The organism is Bordetella genomosp. 13 (assembly GCF_007679965.1).
Classification (GTDB): Bacteria; Pseudomonadota; Gammaproteobacteria; order Burkholderiales; family Burkholderiaceae_B; genus Bordetella.
Window position 1 is genome coordinate 275437 of record NZ_VEHL01000009.1, and the last position, 19233, is coordinate 294669.

15 protein-coding genes are annotated in these 19233 nt (G+C 69.6%); 14 read left to right on the forward strand and 1 reads right to left on the reverse strand.

Going from position 1 to position 19233, the window contains the following annotated elements; all coding sequences use genetic code 11:
- Positions 1-155 precede the first annotated feature (155 nt).
- The 9 genes from FS845_RS21340 (at position 156) to FS845_RS21380 (ending at position 9073) form a co-directional block, all read left to right on the forward strand.
- The gene (locus FS845_RS21340) at positions 156-2690 is read left to right on the forward strand and encodes an FtsX-like permease family protein (protein ID WP_144639095.1); all 2535 of its coding nucleotides are present in this window, start codon (positions 156-158) and stop codon (positions 2688-2690) included.
- Positions 2690-3118: a group II truncated hemoglobin gene (locus tag FS845_RS21345; RefSeq protein WP_144639097.1), complete on the forward strand. Its 429-nt coding sequence runs from the start codon at positions 2690-2692 to the stop codon at positions 3116-3118. The genes FS845_RS21340 and FS845_RS21345 overlap by 1 nt, the downstream gene beginning before the upstream one ends.
- 4 nt (positions 3119-3122) lie before the next feature.
- On the forward strand, positions 3123-3836 hold the full coding sequence (locus FS845_RS21350; RefSeq protein ID WP_409929326.1) for a 3-deoxy-D-manno-octulosonic acid kinase: 714 nt from the start codon (positions 3123-3125) through the stop codon (positions 3834-3836).
- A 161-nt stretch (positions 3837-3997) separates the two neighbouring features.
- On the forward strand, positions 3998-5122 hold the full coding sequence (locus FS845_RS21355) for a polyamine ABC transporter substrate-binding protein (RefSeq protein WP_260986384.1): 1125 nt from the start codon (positions 3998-4000) through the stop codon (positions 5120-5122).
- Between the two features lie 5 nt (positions 5123-5127).
- Positions 5128-6255 carry an ABC transporter ATP-binding protein gene (locus FS845_RS21360; RefSeq protein WP_144639099.1) on the forward strand — a complete coding sequence of 376 codons (1128 nt, stop codon included), beginning with the start codon at positions 5128-5130 and terminating at the stop codon, positions 6253-6255.
- Positions 6252-7169, forward strand: coding sequence for an ABC transporter permease subunit (locus tag FS845_RS21365; protein ID WP_144639101.1), 918 nt, complete (start codon positions 6252-6254; stop codon positions 7167-7169). Before FS845_RS21360 ends, FS845_RS21365 begins: the two co-directional genes overlap by 4 nt.
- On the forward strand, positions 7166-7972 hold the full coding sequence (locus FS845_RS21370; RefSeq protein ID WP_144639103.1) for an ABC transporter permease subunit: 807 nt from the start codon (positions 7166-7168) through the stop codon (positions 7970-7972). The genes FS845_RS21365 and FS845_RS21370 overlap by 4 nt, the downstream gene beginning before the upstream one ends.
- Positions 7969-8325, forward strand: coding sequence for an arsenate reductase (locus tag FS845_RS21375; protein WP_144639105.1), 357 nt, complete (start codon positions 7969-7971; stop codon positions 8323-8325). The genes FS845_RS21370 and FS845_RS21375 overlap by 4 nt, the downstream gene beginning before the upstream one ends.
- Positions 8326-8347: 22 nt before the next feature.
- Entirely contained in the window at positions 8348-9073 is a 726-nt protein-coding gene (locus tag FS845_RS21380; protein WP_144639107.1) for a DNA-3-methyladenine glycosylase, read from the forward strand.
- 181 nt (positions 9074-9254) lie between these two features.
- On the opposite strand, the gene FS845_RS21385 is transcribed toward FS845_RS21380, so the two are convergent.
- Complete coding sequence (locus FS845_RS21385; RefSeq protein WP_260986385.1) at positions 9255-11393, reverse strand: bifunctional 2',3'-cyclic-nucleotide 2'-phosphodiesterase/3'-nucleotidase; 2139 nt, start codon at positions 11391-11393, stop codon at positions 9255-9257.
- 313 nt (positions 11394-11706) lie between these two features.
- Between FS845_RS21385 and rmuC the strand changes: the two genes are divergently transcribed.
- The 5 genes from rmuC (at position 11707) to FS845_RS21415 (ending at position 19223) form a co-directional block, all read left to right on the forward strand.
- The gene (gene rmuC / locus FS845_RS21390; RefSeq protein WP_144639195.1) at positions 11707-13077 is read left to right on the forward strand and encodes a DNA recombination protein RmuC; all 1371 of its coding nucleotides are present in this window, start codon (positions 11707-11709) and stop codon (positions 13075-13077) included.
- Between the two features lie 158 nt (positions 13078-13235).
- Positions 13236-15038, forward strand: coding sequence for an acyl-CoA dehydrogenase family protein (locus FS845_RS26885; protein WP_260986386.1), 1803 nt, complete (start codon positions 13236-13238; stop codon positions 15036-15038).
- A gap of 166 nt (positions 15039-15204) precedes the next feature.
- Positions 15205-15885, forward strand: a complete 681-nt coding sequence (gene rpiA, locus FS845_RS21405; protein WP_144639109.1) for a ribose-5-phosphate isomerase RpiA — start codon at positions 15205-15207, stop codon at positions 15883-15885.
- 122 nt (positions 15886-16007) lie between these two features.
- The gene (gene phoU, locus FS845_RS21410; protein ID WP_144639111.1) at positions 16008-16730 is read left to right on the forward strand and encodes a phosphate signaling complex protein PhoU; all 723 of its coding nucleotides are present in this window, start codon (positions 16008-16010) and stop codon (positions 16728-16730) included.
- Between the two features lie 294 nt (positions 16731-17024).
- Positions 17025-19223 carry a TonB-dependent receptor gene (locus FS845_RS21415; RefSeq protein ID WP_144639113.1) on the forward strand — a complete coding sequence of 733 codons (2199 nt, stop codon included), beginning with the start codon at positions 17025-17027 and terminating at the stop codon, positions 19221-19223.
- Positions 19224-19233: the final 10 nt, after the last annotated feature.

The window sequence follows — 19233 nt, forward strand, 5'->3', positions numbered from 1 at the left end:
CGGGGGGCGCTGCGCGGCCCGCCGCCCGCGCGGTGCCGCGGCCGCGTCCGGCGCCGTGTTGAACCTCCGGTCGAAGCCTTGGTCAGGTAAATTGCGCAACCCGGGCAGGGCGGGGGATGTCCCCTCGCCGGCCTTCGATTGGTTACGATTGGCCGATGATGCATTCCTCTGCTGCCCGACCTTCCCGTTCCGCTGGTGTTGCGGCCTCCTTCCGCCTGGGATTGCGCATGATGTTGCGCGACGCCCGCGCCGGCGAGCTGCGCCTGCTGGTGCTGGCGCTGGTCGTGGCCGTGGCGGCCATCACCAGCGTGGGCTTCCTGGCCGACCGCGTATCCCGCGCGCTGGAGCGCGACGCCAGCCAGATGCTGGGCGCCGACCTGGTGCTGGAGGCCGACGAGCCCATTCCGGCCAAGTTCCTGGAACAGGCGAAGCAGGGTGGCCTGACGGTGGCCTCGTCCGTGCAGTTCCCGTCCATGGCCTCGGGCGGGGGCGGCGCGCAGCTGGTGTCGTTGAAGGCGGTCGAGCCGGGCTACCCGCTGCGGGGCTCGCTGCGCGTGGCCGACGAGGCATTCGGCCAGGACGCCGCCACGCGCGAGGTGCCCGAGCCGGGCAGCGTGTGGGTCGATCCCCAGTTGCTGTCCGCCCTGGGCATCAAGGTGGGCGACACGATCGGCCTGGGCGACGCCAAATTCCGGGTGGCCAAGGTCCTGACCTACGAACCGGACCGCGGCATGCAGTTCGTCAACGTGGCGCCGCGCGCCATGATGCGGCTGTCCGACCTGCAATCCACCGGCCTGGTCACGCTGGGCAGCCGGCTGGACTACATCATGCTGGTGGCCGGCCAGCCGCCCGAGGTGGCGGGCTATTCCACCTGGCTGAACCAGAACCTGCAGCGCGGCCAGAAAGTGGCCACGGTGGAATCGGGCCGTCCCGAGGTGCGCCGCACGATGGACCGCGCGCAGCGCTTCCTGTCGCTGGTGGCCATGCTGGCTGTCATGATCTCGGCCGTGGCCGTGGCGCTGGCGGCCGGTCGCTTCATGCTGCGCCATCGCGACGGCATCGCGGTGATGCGCTGCCTGGGCGCGCAGCAGGGCGAGATCGCCCGCATGCTGGTCGCCGAGTTCGCCCTGATCGGCCTCTTGTCGTCCGCCGTGGGCGGGCTGCTGGGCTATGGCGTGCACGAACTGATGGTGTCGGCCCTGGCGGGCCTGATCGAGACCGAACTGCCGCGTCCCACGGTCATCCCGGCCCTGCAGGGCCTGCTGACGGGCGTGTTGATGCTGCTGGGCTTCGCGCTGCCGTCGCTGGCGCAACTGCGCCACGTGCCGCCCGCGCGCGTGCTGCGGCGCGACGCCGAGGGCCTGCGCCCGCGCAGCGCCCTGGGCTACGCGCTGGGGGCGGGGGGCCTGGCGCTGCTGATCTGGTGGTTCGCCGGCAACCTGCGCCTGGGTGCCGTGGTGTCGGGCGGCTTCCTGGGCGCCTTCCTGGTGTTCGCGCTGGTGGCCTGGGCCTGCGTGCAGGGCCTGGCGCGCGTGCGCCGCGCGGCGCAGGGCATGCCGGCGCTGCGCTTCGCGCTGGCCGGCGTGGTGCGCCGGCGCACCGCCACCATCACGCAGGTCTGCGCGCTGGCCATCGGCATCATGGCGCTTCTGCTGCTGACCCTGACGCGCACCGACCTCATCGCGGGCTGGCGCGGCACGCTGCCCGACGACGCGCCCAACCGCTTCCTGATCAACGTGCAGCCCGACCAGCGCGAGGCCGTGGCCCGGCAGCTGGCCGACGGCGGGCTGGGCCAGGCGCAGCTGTGGCCCATGATCCGCGGCCGCCTGATCACCATCAACGACAGGCAGGTAGGGCCGGCCGACTATGAAGAGCCGCGCGCCAAGCGCCTGGTCGACCGCGAATTCAACCTGTCGTACGGCGAAGACCTGCCCGGCTCCAACCGCATCGAGCAGGGCCGCTGGATGCCTGCGGGCAGCCAGGGCGAGGTCTCGATGGAGTCCGGCCTGGCCACGACCCTGGGCGTGAAGCTGGGCGACAAGCTCGGCTTCGACGTGGCGGGCCAGACGGTGGAGGTGTCCGTCACCAGCCTGCGCCGGGTCGACTGGGATTCGATGCAGGTCAACTTCTTCGCCATCCTGTCGCCGGCCTCGCTGGCCGACATGCCGCAGAGCTGGATCACGTCGTTTTACCTGCCGCCCGACAAGGCCCCCGTCCTGCGCGGCCTGGTGGCGCAGTTCCCCAACCTGACGGTGTTCGACGTGGGCGCCATGCTGCAGCAACTGCAGTCCGTGCTCGACCAGGTGGCCAGCGCCGTGCAGATGCTGTTCCTGTTCACCCTGCTGGCCGGCGTGCTGGTGCTGGCCGCGGCGCTGACGGCCACGCGCGACGAGCGCATGCGCGAGGCCGCCGTGCTGCGCGCCCTGGGCGCCACGCGCGGGCAGCTGGCACGCGCGCAGCGCATCGAGCTGCTGGCCGTGGGCGGCCTGGCGGGCCTGCTGGCCGCGGCGGGCGCCACGGCCGTGGCCTGGGGCCTCGCCACTTATGTGTTCAACTTCGCCATGACCTACAGCCTGTGGCCCTGGCTGGCCGGCCCCGCGGCCGGCATGGCGGGCGCGTGGGCCGGCGGCGCGCTGGCCCTGCGCGGCGTGCTGCGCACGCCGCCCCTGGTTACCCTACGAGAAGCCTGATGACCGCTACCACCCGGGTCGAACCCATATTCGAGCCGCTGGACACCAGCAAGACCCTGTTCGAACTGCTGGGCGGCGAGCCCGCCCTGCATGCGCTGGTCGAGCGCTTCTACGACCTGATGGACCTGGAACCCGACTTCCGCGAGCTGCGCGCCGCGCACGGGCCCAGCCTGGACGACGCGCGCCAGAAGCTGTTCCTGTTCCTGTGCGGCTATTTCGGCGGCCCGAACCACTACATCGAACGCTACGGCCATCCGCGCCTGCGCGCGCGCCACCTGCCGTTCTCCATCGGCGAGATCGAGCGCGACCAGTGGGTGGCCTGCATGGGCCGCGCCATGCAGGACCAGGGCGTGCCGCCCGCGCTGCTGGACCGCATCCTGCATTCGTTCTTCGGCGTGGCCGACTGGATGCGCAACCGTGCCGGTTGACGCGCTGCCGGAAGGCACCCGCCAGCAGCCTTGGCCGGCGCCCGACGCCGGCGCCATGCTGTGGAACGCGGCGCGGCTGGGCGCCGCGCCGCCCGCGCGCTGGTTCGATCCCGATTCGTATGGCGCAGACGCCAGTCCGGTGCAGGCCGGCGGCCGCCAGGCGGCCTGGATGGTGGCGGGGCAGGGCTGGCAGGGCGTGCTGCGCGCCTATCGCCGCGGTGGCCTGGTGGCCCGCATCAGCCACGACGCCTATGCCTGGCGCGGCGAGAACGCCACGCGCAGCTTCCAGGAATACCGCCTGCTGGCGGCGCTGCACGCCCAGGGCCTGCGGGTGCCGCTGCCGCTGGCCGCCGGTTACTGGCGGCGCGGCTGGCGCTATCGCGCCGCCATCCTGGTCGAGCGCATTCCCGACGTCCGGCCGCTGGCCCACGCGCTGGACGCCTCGCCCGACGAGGTGGCCGGCGCCATCGCGCGCATGCATCGCGCGGGGGTGTGGCATGCCGACCTGAACGCCTTCAACATTCTGCTGGATGCGCACGGCCACGCCTGGCTGATCGACTTCGACCGGGGCCGGGCAGGCGGCCTGAGCGGCCGCGCGCGCGCCGGCAACCTGCTGCGGTTGCGCCGCTCGCTGCGCAAGGTCGCGGGCGAGCCGGGCGAGGCCTGGTGGCAGGGCCTGCAGGCCGCCTATGCGCGCGCCTGGGCGGCCGGGGCCTGAGTCCGGGGCGTCGCCCAGGGGCGGATCGCGACAGCACGATGACGGCATCCGCGCCGCAAACCGCGCGGTTCGGGGGTCAACCCTTCTGCATCCCCCTGTGAAAAGGCTTTATTATTTTGCCTTTGGTTTTTTCCATCACGCGTTTTGGCAAGGGGTACGCGATGACATTCATGGTGGGCGCGCGGCTGGCGCTGGGCACGGCGCTGGCCGTAGCGGGTATCGGGGCAACGGTGGTGTCGACCACGGCCCGGGCTCAGGACGGCAAGGTCGTCAACGTGTACAACTGGGCCGAATACACCGCGCCGGACACCATCCCCGGTTTCGAGAAGGAAACCGGCATCCGCGTGCGCTACGACGTGTACGACACCAACGACACGCTGCAGGCCAAGCTGCTGACCGGCAAGTCGGGCTACGACGTGGTGGTGCCGTCCACCCACTACGCCTCGCGCCAGATCGAGGCGGGCGTGTTCCAGAAACTGGACAAGTCGAAGATTCCCAACTGGAAGAACCTGGATCCCGACCTGATGGCCCTGGTGGCCACCGTCGACCCGGGCAACCAGTACGTCATCCCGTGGGGCTACGGCACCAACGGCCTGGGCTACAACGTCACCAAGGCCCGCGCCGCGCTGGGCGCCGACGCCGACCTGGGCAACTGGGACATCCTGTTCAAGCCCGAAAACGCGGCCAAGCTGCAGAGCTGCGGCATCTCCATGCTGGACGAGGCCGCTCAGGTCTTCCCGGCGGTGCTGCACTACATGGGCAAGGATCCCAACAGCGACAAGCCGGACGACTACAAGGCCGCGCTGGAAGTGCTGAAGAAAATCCGCCCCTACATCCGCCAGTTCAGTTCATCGGGCTACATCGACGAGCTGGCCTCGGGCGACCTGTGCATGGTGTACGGCTTCTCGGGCGACGTGATGATCGCCCGCCGCCGCGCCCAGGAGGCCAAGCGCACGGACGAGATCAATTATTTCCTGCCCAAGGGCGGCGCGCCCGCCTGGTTCGACGTGATGGCCATCCCGAAGGACGCGCCCCACGTCGAGGCCGCGCACGCGTTCATCAACTATATCGAGACGCCGCAGGTGCACGCGGCCATCACCAACCACATGTACTACCCGAACGCCAACAAAGAGGCGCGCAAGTACGTGAACAAGGACGTGGCGGACAATCCCATGATCTACCCGCCGGCCGAGGTCTCCAAGACCTTGTTCGTGATCAAGGCCCAGCCCTTGCCCGTGCAGCGCCTGCAGACGCGCATGTGGAATGAACTGAAGTCCGGACGATAAGCACCATGAGCGAAAGCCGGTACCCGGCGCCCCAGGGCGGCGACGCGGACGCGTTCGTCCAGGTCATCGACGTCGTCAAGATCTTCGGCGACACCGTCGCCGTGCAGTCCACCAACCTGTCGGTCCGCCGCAACGAGATCTTCGCCCTGCTGGGCAGCTCGGGCTGCGGCAAGTCCACGCTGCTGCGCATGCTGGCGGGCTTCGAGGAGCCCACCTCGGGCCGCATCCTGCTCGATGGCCAGGACATCACCGCCGTGCCGCCGTACCGCCGGCCGGTCAACATGATGTTCCAGTCTTACGCGCTGTTCCCGCACATGACGGTCGAGGCCAACGTGGCCTTCGGCCTGAAGCAGGAAGGCGTGGCGGCCAACGAGATCCACGACCGCGTGTTCGAGGCGCTCGATCTGGTGCAGATGGCCGGCTATTCGCGGCGCAAGCCGCACCAGCTGTCGGGCGGCCAGCAGCAGCGCGTGGCGCTGGCGCGCAGCCTGGTCAAGGGCCCGAAGCTGCTGCTGCTGGACGAGCCCATGTCGGCGCTGGACAAGCAGATCCGCCAGAAGACGCAGATCGAGCTGGTCAGGATCCTGGAGAAGGTCGGCGTGACCTGCATCATGGTCACGCACGACCAGGAAGAGGCCATGACCATGGCCACGCGCCTGGCCGTGATGACCGAAGGCCAGATCGTGCAGAGCGGCACGCCGCAGGACGTCTATAACTTCCCGGGCTCGCGCTTCGTGGCGGGCTTCATCGGCAGCACCAACCTGTTCACGGGCACCATCGTGGTCGACGAGGCCGACCACGTGGCCATCGAGTGCGAGGACCTGGCCCGCCCGCTGTACGTCAACCACGGCGTGAGCGAACCGCTGGGCATGGAGGTGCACGTTTCGCTGCGGCCCGAGCGCATGATGGTGTCGCGCGAACTGCCGCAAGGCGACTACAACTGGGCGCGCGGCGTGGTCGGGCACGTGGCCTGGATGGGCGGCCAGACGCGCTACCAGATCCGCCTGGATTCCGGCAAATCCATCGAGGCCCTGGTGCCCGGCATGATGCTCTCGCGCATGGACGCGCCCGGCGTCGACGAAGAGATCTTCGTCAGCTGGGACGCCGCCAGCCCCACGGTGCTGGCGTCATGAAGCGCCTGCCGCTGCGCCGCTGGGCGCCCTCGGGGCGCGCGCTGGCCATCGTCCCGCCGTACGCCTGGCTGGTGCTGTTCCTGCTGGTGCCGTTCCTGCTGGTGTTCAAGATCAGCTTCGCCGAGCTTGAATTCGGCATCCCGCCGTACACGCCGCTGGCGCAATTCCAGGACGAGGCGCTGCAGCTCAGCCTGCACCTGCGCGGCTACATCCTGCTGTTCACCGACAGCCTGTACCTGGCCACGTACCTGAACTCGGTGAAGATGGCCGGCATCACCACGCTGTGCTGCATCCTCATCGGCTATCCGATGGCCTATTACATCGCGCGCTCGGCGCCCTCGGTGCGCAACGTGCTGCTGCTGGGCGTGATCCTGCCGTTCTGGACCTCGCTGCTGTTGCGCGTGTATGCCTGGGTGGGCATCCTGCGCAACGACGGCCTGTTGAACAAGGCGCTGATGGCGCTGGGCCTGATCTCGTCGCCGCTCGAGATCTACCGCACCGACACCGCCGTGTACATCGGCATGGTCTACGCCTACCTGCCGTTCTTCATCCTGCCGCTGTACGCCAACCTGGTGAAGATGGACCTGCGCCTGCTGGAGGCCGCCTACGACCTGGGCGCGCGCCCGTGGCAGGCGTTCTGCCGCATCACCGTGCCGCTGTCCATGCCGGGCGTCATCGCGGGCGCCATGCTGGTGTTCATTCCCTGCGTGGGCGAGTACGTCATCCCCGAGATGCTGGGCGGCGCCAACACGCTGATGATGGGCCGCGTCATGTGGAACGAGTTCTTCAACAACGCCGACTGGCCCATGGCCTCGGCCGTCACCTGCGTGATGGTGCTGCTGCTGCTCGTGCCGCTGGCCCTGTTCCAGTACAACCAGATGCACGGCCAGGCGCCCGCCGGAGGCCGCCGATGAAGGGCCCGAACAAGACGTTGCGCGCCATCGCGCTGGCGGTGGGCTACGGCTTCCTGTACGTGCCCATCCTCAGCCTGATGGTGTTCTCGTTCAACGATTCTGCCATGGTCACCACCTGGAGCGGCTTCTCGCTGCGCTGGTACGGCCAGCTGCTGCAGGACGACGCGCTGCTGTCGGCGGCCTGGCTGTCGCTGCGCATCGCGGTGTTCACGGCCACCGCCGCGGCGGTGCTGGGCACCTGGGCCGGCTACGTGCTGGCGCGCATGCGGCGCTTTCCCGGCATCGCGCTGTACGTCGGCATGTTGAGCGCCCCGCTGGTCATGCCCGAAGTGGTGCTGGGCATCTCGCTGCTGCTGATGTTCGTCGAGCTGCGCGGGCTGTTGGGCTTTCCGGCCGAGAACGGCATGTTCACCATCTGGATCGGCCACGTCACGCTGTGCATGGCCTTCGTGGCGGTGGTCATCCAGTCGCGCGTGCGCGACCTGGACCGCTCGCTGGAAGAGGCCGCGCTCGATCTCGGCGCCACGCCGGCCCGCGTGTTCTTCAGCATCACGCTGCCGCTGATCGCGCCGGCCGTGGTGTCGGGCTGGCTGCTGGCCTTCACCCTGTCGCTGGACGACGTGGTCATCTCGTCGTTCCTGTCGGGGCCGGGGTCCACCACGCTGCCCATGGAAGTCTTCTCACGCGTGCGCCTGGGCCTGAAGCCCGAGGTCAATGCCCTGGCCACGCTGTTCATCCTGGCCGTCGGCACCTGCGTGATCGTGGCCAACCGCATGCAGTGGCGCAAGGAGGCCCGCAAATGACCCAACCCACCCTGTACGGCCTGGCCAAGTGCAGTACCTGCGTCAAGGCGCGCGACTGGCTCGACGCCCATGGCGTGGCGCACACCTTCGTCGATTACCGTGACCACCCCGTGCCCGCCGCCACGCTGAAGGCGTGGGCGGACAAGGTGGGCGGCTGGGAGAAGCTGGTCAACCGCACCTCCATGACCTGGCGGGCGCTGTCCGACGAGCAGAAGGCCGCCTCCACCGACAAGCAATGGTCCGCCCTGATCGCCGGGTATCCCGCGCTGGTGCGCCGCCCCGTCACCGTCACGCCCGACGGCGAGGTCACCGTGGGCTTTTCGGAAAAGCGCTACGGCGAACGCTTCGCCTGAGGCCGGACGCGGGTCGCGCGGCATGGCGGGCAAGGCGATTCCACAGGCGGGTTCCGGCGCGGTCCCGGGCCCCGCGCTGCCCGATGCCTTCTTCGACCGCGACGCCTGCCTGCTGGCGCGCGAGCTGGTCGGCAAGGTCATCCGGCGCCGCCTGGACAGCCTGTGGCTGTCGGTGCGCATCATAGAAACCGAGGCCTATTACCAGGCCGAGCGCGGCAGCCACGCCTCGCTGGGCTACACGCACAAGCGCCGCGCCCTGTTCATGGACGGCGGCACCATCTACATGTACTACGCGCGCGGCGGCGACTCGCTGAACTTCAGCGCGGGCGGGCCGGGCAACGCGGTGCTGATCAAGTCCGGCCACCCGTGGGTCGACGACGTGTCGGGCCCCGACGCGCTGGCGCGCATGCAGCAGTTGAACCCAGACGCGCGCGGCGACGCGCGGCCGCCCACGAAGCTGTGCGCGGGCCAGACGCTGCTGTGCAGGTCATTGGGCCTGAAGGTGCCCGAGTGGGACGCCCAGCGCTTCGACCCCGAGCGGTTCTTCGTGCAGGACATCGGCGCCGCGCCCGAACGACTGGTCTGCACCACGCGCCTGGGCATTCCGCCGGGCCGCGACGAACACCTGTTCTACCGCTACGTCGATCCGGCCTATGCCGCGTTCTGCACCCGCAATCCGCTGCGGCGCGGGCAGCGGCAGGGCACCGACTACGTCTGGGTGGACCGCGGCGGCGCGGTGGTGGTGTAGAGGCCAGGCCCGCCCGCCAGCGACGCACGCCGGCGGCGGCCGTGCGGATCTGCCGTGGGCCGCCGCCGCGACCGGGCGGGCGCGTGGCACGCCGCGGGCCGCACGAGAAACGCCCGGAAGCCGCCGAGATGATCCGGCATGCCTCCGGGCGTCGCGCTGCGTGTATCAGCGCGTCAGGCGCCTACTGCGTCGCCGACAGGTCGATGGTATACAGCGCGCGGCCCGCGCCGTCGTTGGCCTGCACCTCGGTCACTTCGTCCAGCCCGGCCGCCGTGGCCACGCCCGCCGCACCCTGGCCCGTCTTGAACAGCACGCGCCCGGCCGTGGCAACCGGCGTGAAGTGCCAGCTGCGCGCCGAACCGTTGGCCGCGCGGGTGATCGCCGGGTTGGCCTTGATGTAGTTGATCAGCACGTCGCGGTTCGCGTCGGGCGAGGCGTACACGATGTCGAACTGCTTGCCGTCGCCCAGGATGAAGCGTGCGCTGCTCTCGGCGCGGTAGTTGTTGGTGGCGACGATGAAGTCCATGCCGTCCACGGGATTGCCCTGGTAGGTCAGGTTGCGGATGCGGTCGTTCTCGGCACGCGTCACGTCGATCTCGTACTGCAGGTCGGGCGTGGTGAACATGTCGTAGTTGTAGCCCGCGAACGCCGACTGGCCCGCCGGCACCTGGCCGGTGGTGGTGTCCTTGATCAGCCACTGGTCCGCGGTGGCCGCCGGATCGATGCGGTTGAAGCGCTTGGCCGCGTTCTCCAGCCACAGCTTCAGCTCGGCGCCGGTGACCTTCACCGCGTACACCGTGTTGGGGTACAGGTACAGGTCGGCGGCGTTGAAGATGGCCACGTCGCCGGCCGCCACGTCGGTGTAGTCGCCGCCGCCCTGGAAGCCCGCCTTGAAGGGCGCGCTGATGGACAGCACAGGAATTCCGGCATACTCGGGCAGGTTCTGGTCCACGTAGTCCTGCACATAGGCCTGCTGCGCCTGGTTCACCAGCTGGATCGCGGTGGGGTCGCCCACGTCGGCGAACAGCGTGCTCATGCGGAAGTCGGTGGCGCCGATCGGCGTCCTCACGTAGTCGATGGCGGCTTCATGCTGCGTCTCGACCGAGTCGCGCACTTCCTGGTCCGGCGCCACGTAGGCGGGCGTCGTGCCGGCGATCTGCGTGCTGCGCAGGTCGACGCGGGTCTGGTCCTTCGCAACCTGCCACGCCTTGCCATCCCAGTTCAGCGTGTAGTCGATCACGCCCAGCGCCTTGCCCCACGAGCTGGCCATCGTGGCCGGCACCCCGTTGACCGTGCCGGCCTTGTTGTCCACGCCGCTGTACGTGAAGACCGGGCTGGCGCCACGGTCCGGGAAGGTGTTGTGCTGGTGACCCATCACCAGGCCGTCGATGCCCGCGATCTGCGACACGTACAGGCCCGGGTTCTCCATGTCGGCGGAGTAGAGGGCGTCGCTCAGGCCGCCGTGCAGCAGCACGAACACCAGGTCGGCGCCCTTGGCGCGCGCCTCGGACACATACTGCTGCGCGGCTTCGCGGCCGCCCTTCACCGTGACCTTGCCTTCCAGGTAGCGCTTGTCCCAGTTCATGATGCCGGGGGTGGTCAGGCCCACGATGCCGATCCTGATCGGCAGCTTGACCTGGTCGCCGTCTTCCTGCGTGGCGGTGACTTCCCGGTCCAGGATCACGTACGGCTGCAGCAGTTCCTTGCCGCTTTTCACGCTCATCACGTTGGCCACGGTGACCGGGAAGCCCGAGCCCGCGCACTTCAGGCTGGCGTCCACGCCGTCGACGTCCAGGCCGCCGCCCAGCACCTGGTTCAGGTAGGGCAGGCCGTAGTTGAATTCGTGGTTGCCCACGGTGCCCGCGTCGTACTTCAGCACGCCCATGGCCTTGTACATGGACGACTGCTGCGCGCACGGGATGGGCGAGACCTGCGCCTCGTAGTCCGACAGCGCGGTTCCCTGGATGGTGTCGCCGTTGTCGACCAGCAGGGTGTTGGGGAATTCCTGGCGCGCGGCGCGGATCAGCGTCGCGGTGCGCTCGAAGCCGTACGACGCGTCGTCGGCCAGCTTGAAGTAGTCGTAGCTGCGCACGTTGAAGTGCAGGTCCGTCGTGGACAGCAGCGCCAGCTCTGCCGTGGCCTTCTCCTGCGCGGCCGGGGGCGGCGTGGTCGAGTCGCCGCCGCCATTGCCGTTGTCGTCGTCATCGTCGTGATCGCCGCCGCAGGCGGCCAGGCTGGCGGCCATGGCGATGGCCAGCGCGGTGTGAAGCAGACGTTGGCGTTTCTTGCGAGGATCGTTCAGCGACGCGAGGGTAGGCATCTGAGCTCCTGGATGAGTGGTGTGTAGGCATCGCGGACAGCGTGTGCAACACGGCTGTAGGCGCGACCGATTATTCAGAGACCCGCTGACCCGCCCGTGACTTCCCGCGTAGCAAATGACGAGCATGTGTAGCAAAACTTTCCTTCCCCTGAAAATGGCCATTGCGGCCGGACGCCGGCGTGGTTTTCATGCAACCGTGCCGCGAGCGGCGGGGCGCATCGTGCGACCGACGTGGGGCGGACTCGGGCCGCGTGCATGGCGGCGCCTGGGCGACCCGTAGAATTGGCGCTTTCCGGAGAACTGCTTGGACTCGATGACCTTGCTATGGGTGGCCGCCGGCGCGGCCGTGGCGGCCGCGCTGGTGGGCTTGATGGGCCTGGTGGCGCTGACGCGCCAGCCGCGCGGGGGCGGGACCGACGAGGTGGCGGAACTGCTGGAGCGCCTGGAGCGCACCCTGCGCGCCGACCTGGCCGACAGCCAGCGCGGCCTGCGCGACGAGCTGTCGGATTCCGTGCGCGCGTTGCGCGAGGAACTGGCCCAGCGCCATGAAGACCTGCGCGCGGTGATGGCGCGCGACGCCCGCGAATCGCGCGCCGAGCATGGCGAGTCGCTGGCGCGCTTCGCCAGCCAGTTCGGCGAACGCCTGCAGGGCCTGGTCGAGCTGAACGATCGCCGCATGGGCGAGGTGCGGCAGACGGTCGACCAGCGGCTGCAGGCGCTGCAGGCGGACAACGGCCAGCGCCTGGAGGCCATGCGCCGCACCGTGGACGAACAGTTGCACGCCACGCTCGAGCAGCGCCTGGGCGAGTCGTTCCGGCTGGTCTCCGAACGCCTGGAGGCCGTGCACAAGGGCCTGGGCGAGATGCAGACGCTGGCCGCGGGCGTTGGCGATCTCAAGCGCGTGCTGACCAACGTGAAGTCGCGCGGCACCTGGGGCGAGGTGCAGCTGGCGCGCCTCATCGAGGACGCCATGACGCCCGAGCAGTACGGCCGCAACATCAAGCCCGTGCCGGACAGCGACGCCATCGTCGAGTTCGCCATCCGCCTGCCGGGCCGCGCGCCGGACAGCGCGCCGGTGTGGCTGCCCATCGACGCCAAGTTTCCGAAGGAAGAGTACGAGCGCCTGATCGAGGCGCAGGAGGCCGCCGATCCCGACGGCGCGCGCGCCGCCGCGCAGGCGCTGGGCCGCGCGGTCGAGACGCAGGCCAGGCTGATCGCCTCGAAATACGTGGCGCCGCCGCACACCACGGACTTCGCCATCATGTTCCTGCCCACCGAGGGCCTGTATGCCGAGGTGCTGCGCCTGCCGGGCCTGCACGACAGGCTGCAGGCGCTGCGCGTCAGCGTGGCCGGGCCAGGCAACCTGGCAGCCATGCTGAACAGCCTGCAGATGGGTTTCCGCACGCTGGCCATCGAGCAGCGTTCGTCCGAAGTGTGGCAGGTGCTGCGCGCGGTGAAGACCGAGTTCGGCAAGTTCGGCGCCTCGTTGGCCAGCGTGCGCAAGACGCTGGACAACGCCAGCAGCAAGATCGGCCAGACCGAGGTGCGCACGCGTGCCATGCTGCGCAACCTGCGCGACGTGGAAGAGATGTCGGATGCGCAGGCGGCCGAGCTGTTCGGGGCGCAGGAAGGGGCAGAGGCGCTGGGGCTGGCGGACGACCAGGCGCAGCCGCCGTCGCGCTGAGCGAACGACGCGGGGCCGCGTACCGGCTGCGGCTGGCGGGACGCGGGGCGTGGCCTCGCCATGCGCGCCGGCGCGCCGCGGCGCTTGCCTGCCGGCCGGTGCTGCTGCTAGCGTAGGGCTTCGGGCCGGCGCGGCACGGCTGGCCGAAGGAGACCCGCATGCAGGCGTTCAGCACGCATCAGGTGGCCAACCAGGTTCCGCCGCTCGAAGACTATTCGCTGTACGACACCGACCCGGTGCTGCGTGCGGCCGTCGCCCGCGAGGGCGCCGGCGCCTGGCAGGACGAGTTGCGCGAGCACGGCGCCTGGCTGGGCCGCGCACAGACGCTGCAGGCGGCCGAGCTGGCCAATCGCCACGGTCCCATCCTGCATGCCTACGACCGCGCGGGCCACCGTGTGGACCAGATCGAGTTCCATCCCGCCTGGGCGCAACTGATGAGCGGCATCGTCGCGCGCGGCCTGCACAGCAATGCCTGGCTGCGGCGCAAGCCGGGCGCGCAGGCGGCGCGGGCGGCGGCCTACCTGATGCAGGGCCAGGCCGAGGCCGGCACGCTGTGTCCCACCACCATGACCCATGCCGCCATGCCGCTGCTGATGCGCGAGCCGGCGGGCGACCTGGATTACGCGCGCGACTGGCTGCCCGCGCTGTACTCCCGCCAGTTCGACGGCAGCGACGCGCCTTTGTCGCTCAAGCGCGGCGCGCTGATCGGCATGGGGCTGACCGAGAAGCAGGGCGGCTCGGATCTGCGCGCGGTGGCCACCCGCGCGGTGCCGTTGGGGACGGGCGGCCGCGGCCGCGCGTATCTGCTGACCGGCCACAAATGGTTCTTCTCGGTGCCGCAGGCCGATGCCCATCTGGTGCTGGCGCGCGTGGACGGGGGGCTGTCCAGCGCGGCGGGTCCGTCCTGCTTCGTCGTGCCGCGCTGGGTTCCCGACGGCCCGCGCAACGCCGTGCGCGTGCGGCGCCTGAAGGACAAGGTGGGCAACCGCAGCAATGCCAGCGCGGAGGTGGAGTTCGAACAGGCCTGGGGCGTCATGTTGGGCGAGCCCGGCCGCGGCCTGGCCGTCCTGCTGGAGATGGCCGCCGCCACGCGGCTGGACTGCGTGCTGGGCAGCGCGGCGCTGCTGCGCCAGGCGCTGGCGCAGGCGCTACACCACGCGGCGCATCGCCAGGCCTTCGGCCGCCGATTGCTGGACCAGCCGGTGATGCGCGGCGTGCTGGCCGATCTGGCGCTGGAAAGCGAGGCCGCCACCCTGCTGGCCATGCGCCTGGCGCGCGCGGCGGATCATGCCGATCGTACCGATCGTGCCGGCGAGAGCGCTCCGGAACAACGCGCCGATGGACGTGCGCCGCATGCGCGCGGTCCGGATGACCACGCTCGATACGACCACGCCTGGAACGACCACACCCGTGACGGGCACGCCGCGAGCGAGCGCGCGTTGCTGCGCGTGGGCACGCCCGCGGCCAAGCTGTGGATCTGCAAGCGCGCCATCGCCGCGTCCGCCGAGGCCATGGAGGCGCTGGGCGGGAATGGCTACGTGGAGGACGGGCCGCTGGGCCGCATCTACCGCGAGACACCCGTCAATTCCATCTGGGAAGGGTCGGGCAACGTCATGGCGCTGGACGTCCTGCGCGCGCTGGGACGCGAGGCCGAGGCGTTGCCGGCCCTGTGCGCCGAGCTCGACCCGGCGCGCGGCGTGCTGCCCGCCTACGACCGCGCTTTGGATGCCTGGCTGGCCCTGCTGCAGGACCCGGCACGCGCCGAGCCGCGCGCCCGCACGGCGGCGGCGGGGCTGGCGCGGCTGTGGCAGGCGGCGCTGCTGATCCGGCATGCGCCGGCCGGCGTGGCCGCCGCGTTCGCGGCCACGCGGCTGGGGCAGGGCGCGTCGCTGTTCGGCGAATGGGATGATGCGTACGATGCGGGAGAGGTGCTGGCCCGTGCCTGGCCGGGCATGGGCTAGCGCGGGCCCGAAAGCACCCTTCGCATCTGCTACATTGCCGGACGGATTCGTGCCGCGGGCCGCCCCGGCAGAAGCGTCCCTTCCAAAGGGGACAATGCGCGCAACAATGGGGCGGCGTGCAGGCCTTCTTTACATGCTCGCGCGCCATGCGCGCCGGAATCACATCATGCTTACGCAACAGGAACTCAAGCAACAGGCGGCCGACGCCGCCCTCGAATTCGTCGACGCCGTGGCGGCGCCCGACGTGGTCATCGGCGTGGGCACCGGCTCGACGGCCGACCTGTTCATCGACGGACTGGCCCGCTTCAAGGGCCGCATCCGCGCCACCGTCGCCAGCTCCGAGCGCAGCGCGGCGCGCCTGGCCGGCCATGGCCTGGCGGTGCTGGACCTGAACGACGTCGACGGCATGCCCATCTACGTGGACGGCGCCGACGAGATCGACGCCGGGCTGTCGATGATCAAGGGCGGCGGCGGCGCGCTGACGCGCGAGAAGATCGTCGCCTCGGTGGCCGAGCGCTTCATCTGCATCGCCGACGAGTCCAAGCTGGTGCAGCGCCTGGGCGCCTTCCCGCTGCCCATCGAGGTGATCCCGATGGCGCGCGAGGCCGTGGCGCGTCGCATGGCGGCCCTGGGCGGCCAGCCGCGCCTGCGCGAGGGCTTCGTCACCGACAACGGCAACGTCATCCTGGACGTGTCCGGCCTGGCGATCGCCGACGCGCACGCGCTGGAAGCCGAGATCAACGGCATGGCCGGCGTCGTCACCTGCGGGCTGTTCGCGCTGGCCGGCGCCGACGTGGCGCTGCTCGCCACGCAGGGCGGCATCCGCAGGCTGGACAAGCCGGCCTGAGGGCGTCTGCTTCATATTGCTGTCATAAACAAGTCATAAGCTTGCGGGCCGTATGGGTCTCCATGGCCGCGCGGCACCATTTTTCCAGGCATCGCCTGCTCATAACCACGCAAGGAATCCGGATGACGGAGCACACCAACAAGCAGTTCGAAGCCGACCTGGAGCACGTCCGCTCCCAGTTCCTGCAGATGGGCGGCGTTGTCGAGGCCATGATCTACGAGGCCGTCGAAGCCCTGTCGTCGCACGATCCGCTGCTGGTCGAGAAGGTCCGTGAGCGCGAGAAGGAAGTCAACCGCCACGAAGTCGAGATCGACGAGCGCATCAGCCTGCTGCTGGCGCGCCACCAGCCCACCGCCATCGACCTGCGCACGCTGCTGGCCGTCAGCAAGATGCTGACCGACATGGAGCGCTCGGGCGACGAGGCCGACAAGATCGCCAGCACCGTGCGCCGCATGCAGGACAGCGACCGCTCGCAGATCCAGCTGGTCGAGCTGCGCCACATGGCCGACATGGTCGGCAACATGCTGCGCATGTCGCTGGACGCGTTCGCCCGCCTGGACGCCGTGCAGGCCGCCAAGGTCGTGCGCAGCGACAAGGAAGTCGACAAGGAATGGAAGGCTGCCCTGCGCAACCTGATCACCTACATGATGGAAGATCCGCGCACCATCTCGCGCGCCATCGACATGGTCTTCATCGCCCGCGCGCTCGAGCGCATCGGCGACCACGCCAAGAACATGTCGGAACGCGTCATCTACATGGTCAAGGGCGCCGACGTCCGCCACACCGGCGTGCGCAACACCGAACGCCAGGCGCGCGGCGACGACGACGAGTCGGCCGAAGGCTGATTCCAGGCGTGCTGCCGCGGTTCGCCGCGGCGGGCCGCCGATACGAAGGGCCTCGCGCGCGAGGCCCTTTCCTTTGGCCGATCATTTCGCTGCCTGCGTCTGCCCGGGCAGGGATGCACCCCATGGCTACCGCGCCTGCGCGGTTTCGGCCAGCGCCGCAACCCTTGCGTACCTGCACCGTTGCCCGCTTGCAACGGCATCCCGGCCAAATGCAACGGTATTAATGAGAATGATTCTGTTTTTGATATGATCGCGCCTTGTTCGCTGTCAGACCTTTCCTTTTCGCGATTCCGCATGAAACTACGTCCCCTGGCTTACCTGATCGCCACGCTGCCCTGCATGGCCCCCGTCCACGCCCAGACTTCCGATGCGAAGCCTGAAGGCACCATCACCATGCAGGCCGTCAAGGTCGAGGCCAGCGCGGATGCGTCGGCCGAAGGCCTGGCGCCGGCCTATGCCGGCGGGCAGGTCGCCACCGGTGCCCGTGTCGGCATCCTGGGCACGCGCAACAACATGGAAACCCCGTTTTCCATCACCAGCTACACCGATCAACTGATCCAGGACCGTCAGGCCAAGGGCGTGGGCGACGTGCTGCAGAACGACCCCGGGGTGCGCGTGGCGCGAGGCTTCGGCAACTTCCAGGAGTCCTATTTCATCCGCGGCTTCATTCTCGGCTCGGATGACATCGCCTACAACGGCCTGTACGGCCTGCTGCCGCGCCAATACATCTCGACGCAGCTGTTCGAGCGCGTCGACGTGCTGCGCGGCGCCTCGGCGTTCCTTACCGGCGCCTCGCCCAACGGCGGCGGCATCGGCGGCGTGATCAACCTGGTGCCCAAGCGCGCGGGCAACGAGCCGCTGACGCGCCTGTCCACGGGCTACACCAGCGACGGCCTGGGCGAAGTCGCGGCCGACGTGTCGCGCCGTTTCGGCCCGGATGACAGCTTCGGCATCCGCATCAACGCGGCGCAGCGCGGCGGCGAAGGCAGCGTCGACGATTCGCGGTCGCGCAACACCGTGTTCGCGCTGGGCCTGGACTGGCGCGGCGACCGCGCCCGCCTGTCGGCCGACGTGGGCTACCAGGACAACCGCCTGAAGCAGACGCGTCCCAACGTGACGCTCAGCGGCACGACCGTGGTGCCGAGCGCGCCCGATGCCCGCTCCAACTACGCGCAGCCGTGGACGTATTCGAACGAGCGCGACGTCTTCGGCACCCTGCGCGGCGAGTACGACATCACCGACAAGGTCACCGCCTGGGCGGCCTACGGTACGCGCCACAGCAAAGAGGAAAACTCGCTGGGCAACATCACCGTCACCAACGGCGCGACGGGTGCGGGCAACTTCTACCGCTTCGACAACGCGCGCAAGGACACCGTCAACACGGGCGAACTGGGCGTGCGCGCCAAGGTCGTCACCGGTCCGGTGAAGCACGAGATCGTCGCTTCGGGAGCCTATTACGACCTCGAGAAGAAGAACGCCTACGTGATGGACTTCTCGAACAAGTTCGCCACCAACATCTACAACCCGGTCAGCTATGGCCAGCCGCTGATCAGCGCCACGGCGCTGCGCGGCAACGACCTGGACGATCCTGCCAAGCAGGGCGTGGTCCGCACGTCCAGCTACGCCTTGGGCGATACGCTGTCGTTCCTGGACGACCGCGCCATCCTGACACTGGGCATCCGTCACCAGACCCTGTACCAGCGTGACGATGCCTACAACACGGGCGCGCGCGGTACGGCCTACGATGCCAGCCGCAACACGCCTGCCGTCGGCGCGCTGTTCCGCATCACGCCGGAAGTGTCGGTGTACGCCAACTACATCGAAGCCCTGACCGCCGGCGCCACCGCGCCGCAGACCGCCAACGGCGCGCCGGTCGTGAACCGTGGCCAGGCGCTGGCTCCGTATGTGTCCAGGCAGAAGGAAGTGGGCGTGAAGCTCGACCGCAATGGCCTGGGCGCCGGCCTTGCGTTCTTCTCAATCGCGAAGCCGCGCGGCTTCACTGGTTCCGACCAGGTGTTCCGCGAAGCGGGCGAAGATCGCCACCAGGGCCTGGAACTGACCACGTACGGCGAAGTGACGCGCAGCCTGCGCGTGCTGGGCGGCCTGACCTGGATCGACGCCGAACAACGTTCCACCGGCAGCTCCGCCACCGACGGCAAGCGCGTCATCGGCGTGCCGCGCTTCATGGCCAACCTGGGTGTCGAGTGGGACATCCCGGGCGTGCAGGGCCTGGCCGTGGACGGCCGCATGGTCTACACCGGCGCATCGTATGCGGACGGCGCCAACACGCTGCGCGTGCCCAGCTGGACCCGCTTCGACGCCGGCGTGCGCTACATGACCGAAATCGGCGGCCGCCTGGTCACCTGGCGCGCGCGTGTCGAGAACATCGCCAACCGCGACTACTGGTCGTCGGTCGGCGGCTACGAAGGCAGCGGCTACCTGGCCCTCGGCGGCCCCCGCACCTTCACGCTCTCCGCCAGCATGGAGTTCTGAAGCGGTTCAG

Coding starts and splice junctions, on each gene's coding strand:
- FS845_RS21355 (WP_260986384.1), top strand. CDS start 3,998: ATGACATTCATGGTGGGCGCGCGGCTGGCGCTGGGCACGGCGCTGGCC.
- phoU (WP_144639111.1), top strand. CDS start 16,008: ATGACGGAGCACACCAACAAGCAGTTCGAAGCCGACCTGGAGCACGTC.
- FS845_RS21370 (WP_144639103.1), top strand. CDS start 7,166: ATGAAGGGCCCGAACAAGACGTTGCGCGCCATCGCGCTGGCGGTGGGC.
- FS845_RS21340 (WP_144639095.1), top strand. CDS start 156: ATGATGCATTCCTCTGCTGCCCGACCTTCCCGTTCCGCTGGTGTTGCG.
- FS845_RS21380 (WP_144639107.1), top strand. CDS start 8,348: ATGGCGGGCAAGGCGATTCCACAGGCGGGTTCCGGCGCGGTCCCGGGC.
- FS845_RS21415 (WP_144639113.1), top strand. CDS start 17,025: ATGAAACTACGTCCCCTGGCTTACCTGATCGCCACGCTGCCCTGCATG.
- FS845_RS21385 (WP_260986385.1), bottom strand. CDS start 11,393: ATGCCTACCCTCGCGTCGCTGAACGATCCTCGCAAGAAACGCCAACGT.
- FS845_RS21365 (WP_144639101.1), top strand. CDS start 6,252: ATGAAGCGCCTGCCGCTGCGCCGCTGGGCGCCCTCGGGGCGCGCGCTG.
- FS845_RS21345 (WP_144639097.1), top strand. CDS start 2,690: ATGACCGCTACCACCCGGGTCGAACCCATATTCGAGCCGCTGGACACC.
- FS845_RS21360 (WP_144639099.1), top strand. CDS start 5,128: ATGAGCGAAAGCCGGTACCCGGCGCCCCAGGGCGGCGACGCGGACGCG.
- FS845_RS21375 (WP_144639105.1), top strand. CDS start 7,969: ATGACCCAACCCACCCTGTACGGCCTGGCCAAGTGCAGTACCTGCGTC.
- rpiA (WP_144639109.1), top strand. CDS start 15,205: ATGCTTACGCAACAGGAACTCAAGCAACAGGCGGCCGACGCCGCCCTC.
- rmuC (WP_144639195.1), top strand. CDS start 11,707: ATGACCTTGCTATGGGTGGCCGCCGGCGCGGCCGTGGCGGCCGCGCTG.
- FS845_RS26885 (WP_260986386.1), top strand. CDS start 13,236: ATGCAGGCGTTCAGCACGCATCAGGTGGCCAACCAGGTTCCGCCGCTC.